Here is a 16,611-nt window from a genome sequence, read left to right on the forward strand (position 1 = left end):
TCTTACCCTGATTACAGGGCAACTGAAATTATTCAGTAATTAAAGTGCCTTCTTTCTCACCCATTACCACGCGACGCAGCGCACCCGGCTTGTTCATGTTGAACACGCGGATCGGCAATTTGTGGTCGCGAGCAAGGGTAAACGCGGCTAGATCCATAACTTTAAGTTCTTTATCAAGAACTTCAGTGTAGGTCAGCTGCTCGTACAGCGTCGCAGCAGGATCTTTCACCGGATCGGCGGTAAACACGCCATCCACCTTGGTGGCTTTCAGCACCACGTCTGCTTCAATTTCAATCCCGCGCAGGCAGGCGGCAGAGTCAGTGGTAAAGAACGGGTTACCGGTACCGGCAGCAAGAATAACCACGCGGTTCGCGCGCAGCAGGCTAATCGCTTCTGCCCAGCTGTAGTTGTCGCAAACGCCATTCAATGGAATAGCGGACATCAGGCGGGCGTTCACATAGGCGCGGTGGAGCGCATCACGCATCGCCAGGCCGTTCATGACGGTAGCCAGCATGCCCATGTGGTCGCCCACGACGCGGTTCATGCCGGCTTTTGCCAGACCTGCACCACGGAATAAGTTGCCACCGCCGATTACCACCCCGACCTGAATGCCAAGTTCCACCAGCTCTTTAATTTCCTGAGCCATACGGTCCAGAATACTCGCGTCAATACCAAAGCCTTCTGTGCCTTGCAGAGCTTCGCCGCTCAGTTTGAGCAGAATACGTTTGTAGACGGGTTTTGCATTGGTAGCCATGTTTCTTTCCTGAGAACAGTCAACGAATGGGGGATGGTTAATTCTGGCGACATTCTGTCGCATTTCAGCCCGCTCGCCTAACGGAGCGCTCTGAAACTGTAAAGCTGGATAAAAAGGAACCGCCGGTTGGCGGTTCCTTTTAAGCCATTAAGACTGCTTGGACATAGCAGCAACTTCTGCTGCAAAGTCAGTCTCAACTTTCTCGATGCCTTCACCCACTTCGAAGCGGATGAAGTTAGTCACGTCAGCGTTGTGCTCTTTCAGCAGCTGAGCAACAGTTTTGCTTGGGTCCATCACGAACGGCTGACCAGTCAGAGAAACTTCGCCGGTGAATTTCTTCATGCGGCCTTCAACCATTTTCTCTGCGATTTCTTTTGGTTTACCGGACTGCATCGCGATGTCCAGCTGAACCTGGTATTCTTTCTCTACAACTTCTGCAGAAACGTCTTCAGGTTTAACGAACTCAGGCTTGCTTGCAGCGATGTGCATTGCCAGCTGTTTAACCAGCTCTTCATCAGCGCCTTTAGCCGCAACCAGAACACCGATACGTGCGCCGTGCTGGTAAGAACCCAGAACTTCGCCTTCCAGGGAAGAAACGCGACGGATGTTGATGTTCTCACCGATTTTAGCAACCAGTGCAACGCGCTCTTCTTCGAACTGCGCTTTCAGAACTTCAACGTCGGTGATTTTGCCAGCAACTGCTGCATCCAGAACTTTATTAGCAAACGCCTGGAAACCGCCGTCTTTAGCAACGAAGTCGGTCTGGCAGTTAACTTCCAGAATCACGCCGTAGTTGCCGTCGATCTTAGTGATGATCACGCCGTCAGCAGCAACGTTGCCTGCTTTTTTAGCTGCTTTGATCGCACCGGATTTACGCATGTTCTCGATTGCCAGCTCGATGTCGCCGTTGGCTTCGGTCAGCGCTTTTTTACAATCCATCATGCCAGCGCCAGTACGCTCACGCAGCTCTTTTACCAGGGATGCGGTAATTTCAGCCATTCTAAAATCCTCGGAGATGTGGCCTGCCCGACACGGTGGCCAGACGGGCTTAAAAGTGAAAAAGGGGCCATAAAAAGGCCCCTAACCAAACGAGATACTACCTGGTTAAATAAGGGCTCTGGCGAGCGTGCCTTATTATTCTGCTTCTACGAAGCTTTCTTCCGCCTGAGAAGCCAGATCCTGAGAACGGCCTTCACGAACGGTTGCAGCTACAGCGCCCAGGTACAGGCTAACAGCACGGATAGCATCGTCGTTACCAGGGATAACGAAATCAACACCGTCCGGATCAGAGTTGGTATCAACGATAGCAAATACTGGGATACCCAGGTTGTTTGCTTCTTTGATAGCGATGTGCTCGTGATCGGCATCGATAACAAACAGTGCGTCCGGCAGGCCGCCCATGTCTTTGATACCGCCCAGGCTGTTTTCCAGCTTGTCCAGCTCACGAGTGCGCATCAGCGCTTCTTTCTTAGTCAGCTTGTCGAAAGTACCGTCTTGAGCCTGAATTTCCAGGTCTTTCAGACGTTTGATGGACTGACGAACGGTTTTCCAGTTAGTCAGCATGCCGCCCAACCAGCGATGGTTCACGAAGAACTGATCGCAGCTGTTAGCAGCGTCTTTCACCGCTTCGCTTGCAGCGCGTTTAGTACCAACGAAAAGGATTTTGCCTTTGCGAGAAGAAATCTTGTTCAGTTCAGCCAGAGCTTCGTTGAACATTGGTACAGTTTTCTCAAGGTTGATGATGTGAACTTTGTTACGTGCGCCGAAGATGAAAGGCTTCATTTTCGGGTTCCAGTAACGGGTCTGGTGACCAAAGTGAACACCAGCCTTGAGCATGTCGCGCATGGAAACAGTAGCCATGTTTTAAAACCTCTATATAAAGTATGGGGTTATGCCTCCACGTATCCCATATTGCCGACCCCAAAGGGCACCCCGGAACATGTGTCGATACGTGTGTGTTATTTACACAAAGTGAGCGTATTTGGCTGTACCCGAAAAATCGGAATACAAGTCCGGCGCGCTTTATACCATAAATGGCGCTCAGACTCCAATAGTTGTTGCCGTGATGCCCGTTTGATGATTCTCAATTTTGCAGGGAGACGCCCCCCCTGATACCATTACAGCAACTTCCCTGCTCATTTCATGTCGACGTTATCGACATCTGCGGATCTGATATGGCTATCTCAATTAAGACACCTGAAGAAATCGAAAAAATGCGCATCGCTGGCCGCCTGGCTGCCGAAGTGCTGGAAATGATCGAACCCCACGTAAAACCGGGTATTACCACCGGCGAGCTGGATCGCATCTGTAATGACTACATCGTGAATGAACAGCAGGCCATTTCCGCCTGTCTGGGCTACCACGGCTTCCCAAAATCGGTCTGTATTTCTATCAATGAAGTGGTTTGCCACGGCATTCCAGACGATGAAAAAGCGCTGAAAGACGGCGATATCGTTAACATCGACGTCACCGTTATCAAAGACGAATACCACGGCGATACCTCAAAGATGTTCATCGTGGGTAATCCAACGATTCTTGGCGAACGCCTGTGCCGCATCACCCAGGAAAGTCTCTATCTGGCGCTGCGCATGGTGAAACCGGGCATCCGTCTGCGCACCCTTGGCGCGGCTATCCAGAAGTTCGTTGAGGCCGAAGGTTTCTCCGTTGTGCGCGAGTACTGTGGTCACGGCATTGGCCGCGTGTTCCATGAAGAACCACAGGTTCTTCACTACGACGCAGATGACGGCGGCGTGGTACTTCAGCCGGGCATGACCTTCACCATCGAACCTATGGTCAACGCCGGTGATTACCGCATTCGCACCATGAAAGACGGCTGGACGGTGAAAACCAAAGATCGCAGCTTGTCTGCTCAATACGAGCATACTATTGTGGTGACGGAGAACGGCTGCGAGATTATGACCCTGCGTAAAGATGACACCATCCCTGCAGTGATTTCGCATAACGAATGATGCCCTGACGTCAGTCAGCAATCTAAGCCGGCCCTGAGCCGGCTTTTTTTATGGGTAGCGCACAATGAGTCCAGCTTTACCAGAGCAGTTTGCCAACACCACCGAACCCGAGATTTCCGGCCAGCCGGACTATCCAAACAGTTGGCAGGAAGCCGAACTTAACTGCGCGGACATCAAGTCGCACTTAGATACTTTCCAGAAATGGCTGGGTACGGCCTTTGATAGCGGCATTTCCGCTGAACGGCTGATTGAAGCCCGCACCGAATTTATCGATCAGCTGCTGCAGCGGCTGTGGATAGCTTACGGCTTTGCCGATGTTCCGGAAGCCGCGCTGGTTGCCGTGGGCGGCTATGGTCGCGCCGAGCTACACCCGCTGTCGGATATCGACCTGCTGATCCTGAGCCGCAAGCGGCTGACCGATGCCCAGGCGCAAAAAATCGGCGAGCTGCTGACCCTGCTTTGGGACGTGAAGCTGGAAGTCGGCCACAGCGTACGCACGCTGGAAGAGTGCCTGCTGGAAGGCTTATCAGACCTGACGGTGGCCACCAACCTTATCGAGTCTCGCCTGTTAATTGGCGACGTGGCCCTGTTCCTTGAACTCCAGAAACATATATTCAGTGAAGGCTTCTGGCCGTCGGCGAAGTTTTTTGCCGCCAAGGTTGAAGAGCAAAACGAGCGTCACCAGCGCTACCACGGCACCAGCTACAATCTTGAACCCGATATTAAAAGCAGCCCCGGCGGCCTGCGTGATATTCACACGCTGCAGTGGGTGGCCCGCCGCCACTTCGGTGCGACCTCAATGGGGGAAATGGTCGATTTTGGCTTCCTGACCGAAGCGGAGCGCAAAGAGCTTGATGAATGCCAGCATTTGCTGTGGCGCATTCGCTTTGCTCTGCACCTCGAGGTTAATCGCTACGATAACCGCCTGCTGTTTGACCGCCAGCTTAGCGTGGCCCAGCGCCTGCACTACAGCGGCGAGGGCAACGAGCCGGTCGAACACATGATGAAGGATTTCTACCGCGTTACCCGCCGCGTGGGCGAGCTGAACCAGATGCTTCTGCAGCTGTTCGACGAAGCTATTCTGGCGCTTGATGCCAGCGAAAAACCACGTCCGCTGGACGATGATTTCCAGCTGCGCGGCACGCTCATCGATTTGCGGGACGAAACTCTGTTCATGCGCGAACCGCAGGCTATCCTGCGCATGTTCTACATGATGGTACGAAATCGCGACATCACCGGCATTTACTCAACCACCCTGCGCCATCTTCGCCACGCCCGCCGTCACCTGACCCAGCCGCTTTGCTATATTCCGGAAGCCCGCGAGCTGTTCCTCGTGATGCTGCGTCATCCTGGCGCGGTAAGCCGTGCGCTGCTGCCAATGCATCGCCATAGCGTGCTGTGGGCCTATATGCCGCAGTGGTCGCACATCGTCGGCCAGATGCAGTTCGACCTGTTCCACGCCTACACGGTGGACGAACACACCATTCGCGTCCTGCAAAAGCTGGAAAGCTTCGCCAAAGAAGAAACACGCTCGAAGCACCCGCTGTGCGTCGATCTGTGGCCTCGCCTGTCGCACCCGGAGCTGATCTTAATCGCCGCGCTGTTCCACGACATCGCCAAAGGGCGAGGCGGCGATCATTCCGTGCTGGGAGCGCAGGACGTTCTTAAGTTTGCCGAACTTCACGGGCTGAACTCGCGGGAAACCCAACTGGTTGCCTGGCTGGTTCGTCAGCACCTGCTGATGTCCGTCACCGCCCAGCGTCGTGATATTCAGGATCCGGAAGTCATCAAGCAGTTTGCCGAAGAAGTTCAGACCGAAAACCGGCTGCGCTACCTGGTCTGCCTGACGGTCGCAGATATCTGCGCAACCAACGAAACGCTGTGGAACAGCTGGAAGCAAAGCCTGCTGCGTGAGCTGTACTTCGCTACCGAAAAGCAGCTGCGCCGCGGGATGCAGAACAGCCCTGACATGCGCGAACGCGTCCGCCACCACCAGCTTCAGGCGCTTGCACTGCTGCGGATGGATAATATCAACGAGGAAGCCCTGCACCATATCTGGGCGCGCTGCCGGGCCAACTATTTTGTTCGCCATACGCCAAACCAGATAGCCTGGCATGCACGTCATTTGTTGAAGCACGATCTCAGTCAGCCGATGATCCTGCTTAGCCCACAGGCAACGCGCGGCGGCACGGAGATCTTTATCTGGAGCCCGGACAGGCCTTATCTGTTTGCCGCCGTCTGCGCCGAACTCGACCGCCGTAACCTCAGCGTGCACGACGCGCAGATCTTCACGACCCGTGACGGCATGGCGATGGACACCTTTATCGTGCTCGAACCCGACGGCAGCCCGCTGTCGATTGACCGACACAATATTATTCGTCACAGCCTTGAGCAAGCGATCACCCAGACGACCTGGCAGCCGCCGCAGCCTCGTCGCCAGTCGGCAAAACTGCGCCACTTTACCGTCGATACCGAAGTCAATTTCCTGCCAACCCACACCGACCGGCGTACGTTTCTTGAGCTGATTGCGCTCGATCAGCCTGGCCTGCTGGCGAGGGTGGGTGAAGTGTTTGCCGACCTCGGGATTTCGCTCTATGGGGCGAGAATTACGACAATTGGTGAGCGAGTAGAAGATTTATTTATAATCGCGACCGCAGACCGGCGTGCGCTTAATAATGTGCTCCAGCAGGAAGTGCAGCAACGGTTGACAGCGGCCCTTAATCCAAACGATAAATAACGGTCTTTTATTTTTTACCTTTTTGGCCCTCGGGCGACAGTCAAGTTCCCTGTCGCCCAAAAGTTGAAAGGTAAGTCACAATCAGGAAATGTTCATCATGCAGCAGCTACAAAATGTAATCGAGTCCGCTTTCGAGCGTCGCGCCGAGATCACCCCGGCAAATGTTGATACCGTGACCCGCGAAGCGGTGAATCAGGTGATTGCCCTGCTCGACAGCGGTGCGCTGCGCGTTGCTGAAAAAATTGACGGCCAGTGGGTAACCCACCAGTGGCTGAAGAAAGCGGTTCTGCTTTCTTTCCGCATTAACGACAATAAAGTCATCGAAGGCGCTGAAAGCCGCTATTTCGATAAAGTCCCGATGAAATTCGCCGACTACGACGAAGCTCGTTTCCAGAAAGAAGGCTTCCGCGTTGTGCCACCTGCGGCGGTCCGCCAGGGTGCTTTCATCGCACGTAACACCGTGCTGATGCCTTCCTACGTCAACATCGGCGCCTACGTCGATGAAGGCACCATGGTTGATACCTGGGCGACCGTTGGCTCCTGCGCGCAGATTGGTAAAAACGTTCACCTGTCCGGCGGCGTCGGCATCGGTGGCGTACTTGAGCCGCTGCAGGCTAACCCAACCATCATCGAAGACAACTGCTTCATCGGCGCACGTTCCGAAGTCGTCGAAGGCGTGATCGTCGAAGAAGGTTCCGTTATCTCCATGGGCGTTTATATCGGCCAGAGCACCCGTATCTACGATCGCGAAACCGGTGAAGTGCACTACGGCCGCGTTCCGGCGGGCTCCGTTGTCGTTTCCGGCAACCTGCCTTCTAAAGACGGTTCCTACAGCCTGTACTGCGCGGTCATCGTGAAGAAAGTGGACGCCAAAACCCGCGGTAAAGTGGGCATCAACGAACTGCTGCGCACCATCGACTAAGTTTTTTGCAGCAAAAGGCGGGTTATCCCGCCTTTTTTGCATCTGGCACTAGCGGAAAAGGAATTTTCCGTTAACTCTCTAATGGTTATTGATATTTAAGGGTACCGCTTATGTACGATAATTTAAAAAGTCTGGGTATTACCAATCCTGATGAAATCGATCGTTACAGCCTCCGGCAGGAAGCCAACAACGATATCCTGAAAGTCTATTTCCAGAAGGATAAGGGCGAGTTTTTTGCCAAAAGCGTGAAGTTTAAATACCCACGCCAGCGCAAAACCGTGGTGGCCGATGGTGTAGGCCAGGGCTACAAAGAAGTGCAGGAGATCAGCCCCAACCTGCGCTATGTCATCGATGAGCTCGATCAGCTTTGCCAGCGCGACCGCACCGAGGTCGATCTGAAGCGTAAGATCCTCGACGATCTGCGCCACCTCGAGTCAGTGGTGACCAACAAGATCAGCGAAATTGAATCCGATCTGGAAAAACTGACCCGTAACAAGTAGTTCAGTAACCCATAAAAAAGGGCCGCTTTTGCGGCCCTTTTCAGTTCTACACGGAGATTACTGCATCAACAGGTAAATCTGCGAATCACCACGCTGGATGTTCAGCGCCATCACCGACGGCTTGCTGTCCATCACTTTACGCAGCTCGGCGATGTTGTTCACCGCCTGCTGGTTCACGCCCACGATAATGTCACCTTTTTTCAGGCCAATACGCGCCGCCGGAGTATTTGGCTTCACGCTGGTGACCTGCACGCCTTTCTGATCTTTACCGCCGCGGTTGCTCATTTCAGCCCCGTCGATACCGGTAAAGATAGTGGCAGCATCTACCTGGTTCTGGGTGCTTTGCTGCAGCTCCAGGCTGACCGTCACAGGCTTGCCGTCGCGCAGCAGGCCCAGCGAGATTTTGCTGCCTACTGGCATAGAACCGACTTCTGCACGCAGCGCGGCGAAGCTACTGATAGGCTTATTATTCAGGGAGGTAATTACATCCCCGGCCTTAATGCCCGCTTTTGCGGCGGAAGAGTTCGGCATCACCTGGCTGACAAACGCGCCGCGCTGAGCGTCGACTTTCATCGCTTTCGCCAGCTCAGAGTTCAGCTCGGTGCCCAGAATCCCCAGCTCGCCGCGGCGAACCTGGCCGTACTGCACCATCTGAGCGGTCAGGTTTTTCACCATATTGCTCGGAATAGCGAAGCCGATACCGATGTTGCCGCCGTCCGGCGCCAGAATTGCGGTGTTGATCCCGATAAGCTCGCCGTTCAGGTTAACCAGCGCCCCACCGGAGTTACCGCGGTTAATCGCCGCATCGGTCTGGATAAAGTTTTCGTAGTTTTCAACGTTCAGGCCGCTACGACCCAGCGCCGAAACGATACCGGAGGTCACGGTTTCACCCAGGCCATACGGGTTCCCAATCGCCACGGTGTAGTCCCCTACGCGCAGCGCGTCGGAGTCGGCAATTTTAATCGCCGTCAGGTTTTTCGGATCCTGTAGCTGGATAAGCGCGATATCGGAGCGCGGGTCTTTACCCACCACTTTGGCGTCAAACTTACGGCCATCGCTCAGCTGAACCTTGATCACGCTGGCGTTATCCACCACGTGGTTATTGGTGACGACATAGCCTTTCGCTGCGTCAATAATGACGCCAGAACCCAGCGCCATAAATTTCTGCTGCTGGCTGCCGCCCTGACCAGCGCCCTGACAGAACGGCGAGCTCTGGAACGGCGAACCGTCCTGGCAGAACGGTGAGTTATCACCGAAGAATTGCTGGAAATTACGCCCCATACGCGGAGTATTTACCGTTGTGCTCCCTTCAACGTTGATACTCACCACTGAAGGCATCACCTGCTCCAGCATCGGCGCAAGGCTTGGCAGCGGCTGCGCAGCAGATGCAGAAGAGGCCGTCTCAGCGGCGGAGGCAGACATCGGACTCAGCGCCAAACCCAGACTAAGAGCCAGCGCACTCATTGCTAACGTGGTTTTTTTCATGGAATCATCTCAACTTTCAAATAACGCAAAATTGCTGTGTTGGTGTACACCATTCAGAGTGAACTTTACGCGCTAAGTTCAGCGCTTAAGTGCATGGAAAAAGTAAAAAATTATTGGTCATCTTTACAAAACTCGCGAAAACCTCACTCCACCGCCATCAGGCGTCGATACTCATCCCAGGCGTATAAATCGGTCATTCCACTGATGTAATCCTGGATAAGCCTTGCACGGAAATAGTATTCCCACACGGAAAAATCAAGGCTTGCCGGGTGTAAAGCGTTCACCGCTTCCACATAGGCAAGCCTATGTTTGGTCGAAAGCTTATGGAAAAGGCGTGACGCGATAGGCAGACGGCGCAGGCTTTCCTTGCTGACCAGCTCCGTGAAATCCTCGGTTGAAAGTTCGAGTAAGGGACTGTAAATATCCAGTAAGCCGCTGATAACCCGGTAACCCTGCAGTTCCAGCTGTTCGATATCCGGGTGGCTGAACACCTGGCGCACGGCCACCTGTTTATACAGCTCCAGCAGCCGGGCAAACGGGCTGTCGTCCTCCAGCAGCGCATGATTGAACTCGCCGGAGTAAATCTCCGGTAAATTGTCGATAAAGCGCTGGGCGGCGTACGGGGCCAGCTTGTTCAGCGTATTGACGCGCAGATACATAAAGAACTGATCTTCCGCGCTGCGTCGCATTTGATTGGTGCGGGATTTATCCCAGGCATCTTTCACCACCAGCTCAAAGAGATCGCCCTTCGCCTGCTCTCCCCATGACTCGCAGAGATGCTGATACAGTTGCTCAACGCTGAAAATACGTTTTTCGACGGCATCTTCCAGATCGGCCACGCAGTAAGAAATATCGTCCGCCGCTTCCATTATCCAGGTGAGAGGAAAACGGCTGTATTCGCCAAGATCCAGCTCTTTGCGCAGGCGGGCGATATACCCTTCTTCCGACAGATAAAAGCCCGGTTTTTTCATTAAATAAGCGTGGCTGGCAGGTGGCGTGTCGGCAAACCAGGCTGGACGGGTGTACTTGAGGATGCAGCCGACCTGCGCCCAGGTCAGGTTCATCCGCAGCAGGCTATGCACCAGGCGAATACCCTGTGCGTTCCCTTCGAAATGACATAAATCCTGACGCACTTTACTGCGTAATGCGTTTAAAGACTCTTCGCCTTCGCGCAGCCGTAAAACGTCCACCTTGCAGCGGTCTTCGCTACGGGGCTGGCCGCCGCTGTCTTTTGGCTGCAGGCGCTGGCGAAACCAGTCGTTAATCGCCGACTCGCCAAAATGGCCGAACGGGGGATTACCGATGTCATGCATCAGGCAGGCCATTTCCACTATGCTTTCAAACGGGCCGGTCAGCTCATCGAGGCCATATTTCTCCAGCGCCTTTTGCTCCTTCAGGCGGCTGAGGATCTCCTTGGCAATGTAGCGCCCTACCTGCTGAACCTCTAGCGAATGGGTAAGACGGGTGCGCACGGCGGCATTGCGTTCAAGCGGGAAGACCTGAGTTTTCTGCTGCAGGCGGCGGATGGCCGGAGAGTTGATTATCCTGCCGCGATCGCTTTCGAAGATGCGCAGGATCTCAAGTTCACTCTTCACGCCTTCGGGCGAGCGGAAGCGTCGGTGCCAGTTAATTTTTTTGCGGAAGTCTATTTCGCTCATGCCCACTCCTGTTCCGTTGATAAGGAGACTGTTTGCCATGATAGACTATGCCCCGAAAATCGAGTCATGTTCCACCACATTAGCGAGTATCTCTATGAAAGCAGGCATTATTGGTGCAATGGAAGAAGAAGTTACGCTGCTGCGTGACAAAATCGAAAACCGTCACACTCTGAGCATCGCCGGTTGCGAAATTTATACCGGGACGCTGAACGGTGTTGAAGTGGCGCTGCTGAAGTCCGGCATCGGCAAAGTTTCTGCGGCCATGGGTGCTACGCTGCTGCTGGAACACTGCAAGCCGGACGTTATCATCAACACCGGTTCAGCGGGTGGCCTGGCGCCAACGCTGAAAGTAGGCGATATCGTGGTGTCCGACGAAGTACGCTATCACGATGCTGACGTCACCGCTTTCGGTTACGAGTATGGCCAGATGGCGGGCTGTCCGGCGGCTTTCGTTGCCGACAAAAAGCTTATCGACGCGGCAGAAACCTGCATTAAAGAGCTGGATCTGCACGCGGTTCGCGGCCTGATCGTCAGCGGCGACGCGTTTATTAACGGCTCCGTTGCGCTGGCAAAAATTCGCCACAACTTCCCGCAGGCCGTTGCGGTAGAAATGGAAGCGACGGCTATTGGCCACGTCTGCCATAACTTCCACACGCCGTTCGTGGTGGTTCGCGCTATCTCCGACGTCGCCGACCAGCAGTCTCACCTCAGCTTTGAAGAGTTCCTGGCCGTTGCGGCGAAACAATCCACCCTGATGGTGGAGAAACTGGTTCAGCATCTGGCTCGTGGCTAAGCTCATCCTTTGGCGCGGGGCCGCCGCCCTGCTCCTTTGCCTCCCGGCGCTGCTGTTGGCGGCGCCTCGGGTCATCTCCCTCTCACCCGCTAATACCGAACTGGCCTTCGCGGCCGGTATCACCCCTATTGCGGTGAGCGCTTACTCTGATTACCCACCTCAGGCAAAGCAGATTGAACAGTTAGCCAACTGGCAGGGCGTCAATTTCGAGCGCATTGTCGCCCTGAAGCCGGATGCGGTACTGGCCTGGCGCGGCGGTAATCCCGACAGGCAGGTTAACCAGCTTGTTTCGCTGGGGATCAAGGTCATCTGGCTGGATCCGAAAAGTGTCTCTGACGTTGAGGCCGCGCTGCGCCAGCTTGCACCGCTTAGCCCAACGCCTGAAAAAGCGCTGAAGGCCGCGGCTGAGCTTTCCCGTCAGTTTGCCGAGCTGAAAGCCCGCTACGGCCATACCCAAAGCAAAAAAGTGTTCCTGCAGTTCAGCCAGCAGCCGCTTTTTACCACCAGCAAAGAGTCGATTCAGAACGAAGTCGTTGAGCTATGCGGCGGGCAAAATATCTTTGCCGACAGCCGGGTGCCCTGGCCACAGGTCAGCCGTGAACAGGTGCTGATGCGCAAACCACAGGCTATTATTATTGCTGGCGATGCGAGCAATATTCCGTCCGTACGGCAGTTCTGGAGTAATCAGTTGAAAGTTCCGGTTATTGCCGTCAATGATGACTGGTTTACACGTTCCGGCCCGCGTATTATCCTCGCCGCAAAACAGCTCTGCGAAGAGCTGGCGAAAGCTTAACGTCACGCTCTGAGGGTCATAAATGCTGGTCTATTGGCTGGATATCGTCGGTACCGCCGTGTTTGCTATTTCCGGCGTTTTGCTAGCCGGAAAGCTGCGGATGGATCCCTTTGGCGTGCTGGTGCTTGGCGTGGTCACGGCGGTAGGCGGGGGCACGATCCGCGATATGGCGCTGGCTAACGGCCCGGTGTTTTGGGTGAAAGATCCCACGGACCTCGTCGTCGCTATGGTGACCTGTATGCTGACAATTGTGCTGATACGCCAGCCTCGCCGCTTGCCTAAGTGGGTTCTTCCCGTGCTCGATGCCGTCGGCCTGGCGGTGTTTGTGGGTATTGGCGTCAACAAGGCTTTTCTCGCGCATGCCAGCCCGCTGGTTGCAATCTGCATGGGCGTAATTACCGGAGTAGGCGGCGGGATCATCCGCGACGTGCTGGCGCGCGAAATCCCTATGATTTTGCGCACTGAGATTTACGCCACCGCCTGCATTATCGGCGGTATCGTCCACGCCACGGCTTACCACACCTTTGACGTCCCGCTGGATCAGGCCAGTATGATTGGCATGGTGGTGACTTTGGTGATTCGCCTGGCGGCCATCTACTGGCACCTTAAACTGCCGACCTTTGCGCTAAATGACCGACAATAGCGATAAAAAAAGCCGCGTTTGATACGCGGCTTTCTTGTTTCAGCTGAACATCAGATGCTGAAGGAAGAACCACACCCACAGGTGCTTTTTGCGTTCGGGTTGGTCACCACGAAGCGGGAGCCTTCCAGGCCTTCGCTGTAATCTACCGCGCCGCCGACCAGGTATTGCAGGCTCATCGGATCCACAACCAGAGCAACGCCCTGTTTCTCGATGGTCATGTCGCCGTCGTTAATCTGGTCGTCAAAGGTGAAGCCATACTGGAAGCCGCTGCAACCACCACCGGTGATATAGACGCGAAGTTTCAGATCAGGGTTCTCTTCGTCTGCAATCAGACTTTTCACTTTATTGGCTGCTGCTTCGGTAAACTGCAGCGGCAGCGCTACGTCATCACTCATTTTTTGCTCCCAACAATGAACAAGTCGGGCAGAAAATAACCCGCACTTTAGCGGCATTATCTAATACCCTGGTAAATCGTTCAAGTATTCTGCCCGGCAGAAGCCAGCTCGTTCGCTCTGGCCTTCTCAGCCTCTTGTTTTGCCAGCGTTCTTGCCAGAATAACCGAGTATAAAGGTTTTCCGCCCAGGAATTGTGCCAACAGTGTGGCCCCAAGGCAGGTGATTATCATTGGCAGAATGAGCTGGTAATTATCCGTCATCTCAAGCACCAGCACGATTGCGGTCAACGGCGCGCGCAGTGAAGCCGCCAGCAGCGCCCCCATTCCGGCAATCGCAAAAGTCCCCATATCAAGGTGATAAGCCGGGAACCAGGCCGCACAGGCCGTACCGAAAGCCGTGCCTAACAGCGTGCCCAGCGCCAGCATTGGGGCAAAAATACCCCCCGGTGCGCCGGAGGAAAAACACAGCAGCGTCGTGATAACGCGAGCCACAAACAGGAACAGCAGCATGCCGATGGTGTAGTTCCCCATCGCCGCAATTGGGATCAGACTAAACCCGCCGCCGGACGCCGCCTGCTGAATAAGCCCCAGCACGCCGCAAAGTCCACCGATGAGCCCGCCAATCAGCACCCATTTCTTAATATTGCCGCCGTGGATGCGCTGGAACATATCCTGAGCGCCAATCACCAGCCGGTTAAATACCACGCCGACAATGCCAAAGATCATGCCGAGGATCAGGTACAGCCACAGCGTGTTGACCGGCGCATCCGCCAGTTTGCCGACCTGAATCACCGTCGTTTCGGTATTAAAGATACGGAACACGATGCTCGACATAATCACGCCGATAAACACCGCTTTTATCGAAATCAGGTTGTAGCGGAACTGGCTACGCATCTCTTCGATGATAAACAGAATCCCGGCAAGAGGCGCATTAAACGCGGCGGACAAGCCTGCGGCTGCGCCGGTCGCCAGCAGCGAGTGCCGGGCTTCTGCGCCTTTCATGCGAAAAATGTCGGTGACCATTCGCCCTATATTACCGCCGAGCTGTACCGTTGGCCCTTCCCGCCCCAGCACCATTCCTGCACCAAGCGTGCCCATCCCGCCGATGAATTTCACCGGGATCACGCGCCACCAGCGCACCGGCCGCAAATCTTCCAGGGCACCTTCTATTTCAGGAATACCCGACCCACCGGCCTCCGGCGCAAAGCGACGCACCAGAAAATACCCCACCATCGCCAGCAGCGCGGAGCTGATAAACGCCAGCGGCCACACCAGCCAGGCGCTGTCAGCAACCTGCGCCAGCATACCGATACGGTGCTGCAGCACCCAGTTGACCGATTTCTCAAACGCCACGCCGACCAGGCCCGCCAGGGTTCCCACGATGGCAGCCATCAATAGAATCATTAGCGGCATTTTATCCTGGCCAATCAGGCGACGCAGAATAGCGCCGCGACGCTGGCTTACGCTTTGCGCCGGGTCGAGAGAATCATGGGCTAAATTCATGGGTTCAAACCGTTTAGTCATACAAATAAGGCGGGCATTTTACCCACAGAACACACCTTCGTCTTATTAAATTCCCTAATAAACCGTAACGTTTGATTTGGGCAAATATTTCAACGCAGCGCAGGTTTCACATAGAATAGCCCGCTGTCACCATTTCCACGAATCAGGAGCCGATTCATGAGTAAGTCTGAAAACCTGTACGCCGCAGCCCGCCAGGTCATTCCCGGCGGCGTTAACTCACCGGTACGCGCCTTTACCGGCGTGGGCGGTGTGCCACTGTTTATCGAGCGTGCGGACGGGGCTTACCTGTATGACGCGGACGGTAAAGCCTATATTGATTACGTCGGCTCGTGGGGCCCTATGGTGCTCGGCCACAACCATCCGGCGATCCGCAATGCGGTCATCGAAGCCGTTGAGCGCGGTCTGAGCTTTGGGGCGCCAACCGAAATGGAAGTGAAAATGGCGGAGCTGGTTTGCGAACTGGTTCCGACCATGGATATGGTTCGTATGGTGAACTCCGGTACCGAAGCCACCATGAGCGCCATCCGCCTGGCTCGCGGCTACACCGGCCGCGATAAAATCATCAAGTTCGAAGGCTGCTATCACGGCCACGCGGACTGCCTGCTGGTGAAAGCCGGATCCGGCGCGCTGACACTCGGCCAGCCAAACTCGCCGGGCGTACCGGCAGACTTTGCGAAACACACGCTGACCTGCACCTACAACGATCTGGTCTCCGTCCGCGAAGCCTTTGAGCAATATCCGCAGGATGTGGCCTGTATCATCGTTGAGCCGGTTGCCGGCAACATGAACTGCATTCCGCCTCACGCAGACTTCCTGCCGGGCCTGCGTGCGCTGTGCGACGAATTCGGCGCATTGCTGATTATCGATGAAGTTATGACCGGCTTCCGCGTGGCGCTGGCTGGCGCTCAGTCTTACTATGACGTCGAGCCAGACCTGACCTGCCTCGGCAAAATCATCGGCGGCGGGATGCCGGTAGGTGCCTTCGGCGGCCGCCGTGAAATCATGGACGCGCTGGCGCCAACCGGCCCGGTTTACCAGGCGGGTACGCTTTCCGGCAACCCAATTGCGATGGCGGCTGGCTTCGCCTGCCTGACCGAAGTCTCTCAGCCTGGCGTCCATCAGACTCTGACCGAACTGACGGAAATGCTGGCTACCGGCCTGCTTAAGGCGGCAAAAGCAGAAAACATCCCGCTGGTGGTGAATAACGTCGGCGGCATGTTCGGCCTGTTCTTCACCGATGCAGAAACAGTGACCGGCTATAAAGACGTGGTGGCATGCGACGTGGAGCGCTTCAAGCGCTTCTTCCACCTGATGCTGCAAGAAGGCGTTTACCTGGCACCGTCCGCGTTTGAGGCGGGCTTTATGTCAGTGGCTCATAGCAAAGAAGATATTCAGAGAACCATCGACGCGGCGCGCCGCGTGTTTGCAAAACTGTAATA

At 55.1% G+C, this 16,611-nt stretch carries 15 protein-coding genes; 8 read left to right on the forward strand and 7 right to left on the reverse strand.

Features of this window, described 5'->3' with window-relative positions:
* Nucleotides 1-28: 28 nt before the first annotated feature.
* The 3 genes from pyrH to rpsB all read right to left on the reverse strand — a co-directional run bounded on the left by pyrH (nucleotide 29) and on the right by rpsB (nucleotide 2,614).
* Nucleotides 29-754, reverse strand: coding sequence for a UMP kinase (pyrH, locus tag JT31_RS08225; RefSeq protein ID WP_038475448.1), 726 nt, complete (start codon nucleotides 752-754; stop codon nucleotides 29-31).
* A gap of 147 nt (nucleotides 755-901) precedes the next feature.
* Entirely contained in the window at nucleotides 902-1,753 is an 852-nt protein-coding gene (gene tsf, locus JT31_RS08230) for a translation elongation factor Ts (RefSeq protein ID WP_008456925.1), read from the reverse strand.
* A 135-nt stretch (nucleotides 1,754-1,888) separates the two neighbouring features.
* Entirely contained in the window at nucleotides 1,889-2,614 is a 726-nt protein-coding gene (rpsB, locus tag JT31_RS08235; RefSeq protein ID WP_038475450.1) for a 30S ribosomal protein S2, read from the reverse strand.
* 314 nt (nucleotides 2,615-2,928) lie between these two features.
* Here rpsB and map point away from each other — a divergent pair, with 314 nt between their 5' ends.
* From map to JT31_RS08255, 4 genes are all read left to right on the forward strand, one after another.
* Nucleotides 2,929-3,723, forward strand: coding sequence for a type I methionyl aminopeptidase (map, locus tag JT31_RS08240; protein ID WP_038475452.1), 795 nt, complete (start codon nucleotides 2,929-2,931; stop codon nucleotides 3,721-3,723).
* Between the two features lie 64 nt (nucleotides 3,724-3,787).
* Nucleotides 3,788-6,460, forward strand: a complete 2,673-nt coding sequence (gene glnD, locus JT31_RS08245) for a bifunctional uridylyltransferase/uridylyl-removing protein GlnD (RefSeq protein ID WP_038475453.1) — start codon at nucleotides 3,788-3,790, stop codon at nucleotides 6,458-6,460.
* 97 nt (nucleotides 6,461-6,557) lie between these two features.
* A complete protein-coding gene (dapD, locus tag JT31_RS08250; protein WP_016534961.1) occupies nucleotides 6,558-7,382 on the forward strand; it encodes a 2,3,4,5-tetrahydropyridine-2,6-dicarboxylate N-succinyltransferase in 825 nt (274 codons plus the stop codon).
* A 110-nt stretch (nucleotides 7,383-7,492) separates the two neighbouring features.
* Nucleotides 7,493-7,882 carry a DUF3461 family protein gene (locus JT31_RS08255; RefSeq protein ID WP_008456913.1) on the forward strand — a complete coding sequence of 130 codons (390 nt, stop codon included), beginning with the start codon at nucleotides 7,493-7,495 and terminating at the stop codon, nucleotides 7,880-7,882.
* Nucleotides 7,883-7,939: 57 nt separating this feature from the next.
* Here the strand turns inward: JT31_RS08255 and degP are convergent, their stop codons facing one another.
* Together degP and dgt are read right to left on the reverse strand one after the other, a co-directional pair.
* Nucleotides 7,940-9,367, reverse strand: coding sequence for a serine endoprotease DegP (degP, locus tag JT31_RS08260; RefSeq protein WP_038475454.1), 1,428 nt, complete (start codon nucleotides 9,365-9,367; stop codon nucleotides 7,940-7,942).
* A 143-nt stretch (nucleotides 9,368-9,510) separates the two neighbouring features.
* Nucleotides 9,511-11,025, reverse strand: coding sequence for a dGTPase (dgt, locus tag JT31_RS08265; protein ID WP_038475455.1), 1,515 nt, complete (start codon nucleotides 11,023-11,025; stop codon nucleotides 9,511-9,513).
* A 94-nt stretch (nucleotides 11,026-11,119) separates the two neighbouring features.
* Here dgt and mtnN point away from each other — a divergent pair, with 94 nt between their 5' ends.
* The 3 genes from mtnN to JT31_RS08280 are packed head-to-tail and all read left to right on the forward strand — an operon-like array spanning nucleotide 11,120 to nucleotide 13,254.
* A complete protein-coding gene (mtnN, locus tag JT31_RS08270) occupies nucleotides 11,120-11,818 on the forward strand; it encodes a 5'-methylthioadenosine/S-adenosylhomocysteine nucleosidase (RefSeq protein ID WP_038482940.1) in 699 nt (232 codons plus the stop codon).
* Nucleotides 11,811-12,611: a vitamin B12 ABC transporter substrate-binding protein BtuF gene (gene btuF, locus JT31_RS08275; protein WP_038475456.1), complete on the forward strand. Its 801-nt coding sequence runs from the start codon at nucleotides 11,811-11,813 to the stop codon at nucleotides 12,609-12,611. The genes mtnN and btuF overlap by 8 nt, the downstream gene beginning before the upstream one ends.
* 22 nt (nucleotides 12,612-12,633) lie before the next feature.
* Complete coding sequence (locus JT31_RS08280; RefSeq protein WP_038475458.1) at nucleotides 12,634-13,254, forward strand: TRIC cation channel family protein; 621 nt, start codon at nucleotides 12,634-12,636, stop codon at nucleotides 13,252-13,254.
* Between the two features lie 50 nt (nucleotides 13,255-13,304).
* Here the strand turns inward: JT31_RS08280 and erpA are convergent, their stop codons facing one another.
* Entirely contained in the window at nucleotides 13,305-13,649 is a 345-nt protein-coding gene (erpA, locus tag JT31_RS08285; protein WP_038475460.1) for an iron-sulfur cluster insertion protein ErpA, read from the reverse strand.
* Nucleotides 13,650-13,729: 80 nt separating this feature from the next.
* Nucleotides 13,730-15,151, reverse strand: coding sequence for a H(+)/Cl(-) exchange transporter ClcA (gene clcA, locus JT31_RS08290; RefSeq protein ID WP_038475462.1), 1,422 nt, complete (start codon nucleotides 15,149-15,151; stop codon nucleotides 13,730-13,732).
* Between the two features lie 177 nt (nucleotides 15,152-15,328).
* Here clcA and hemL point away from each other — a divergent pair, with 177 nt between their 5' ends.
* Nucleotides 15,329-16,609, forward strand: a complete 1,281-nt coding sequence (gene hemL / locus JT31_RS08295) for a glutamate-1-semialdehyde 2,1-aminomutase (protein ID WP_038475463.1) — start codon at nucleotides 15,329-15,331, stop codon at nucleotides 16,607-16,609.
* Nucleotides 16,610-16,611: the final 2 nt, after the last annotated feature.

The sequence above is a fragment of the Cedecea neteri genome (genome assembly GCF_000757825.1).
GTDB lineage: Bacteria > Pseudomonadota > Gammaproteobacteria > Enterobacterales > Enterobacteriaceae > Cedecea > Cedecea selenatireducens.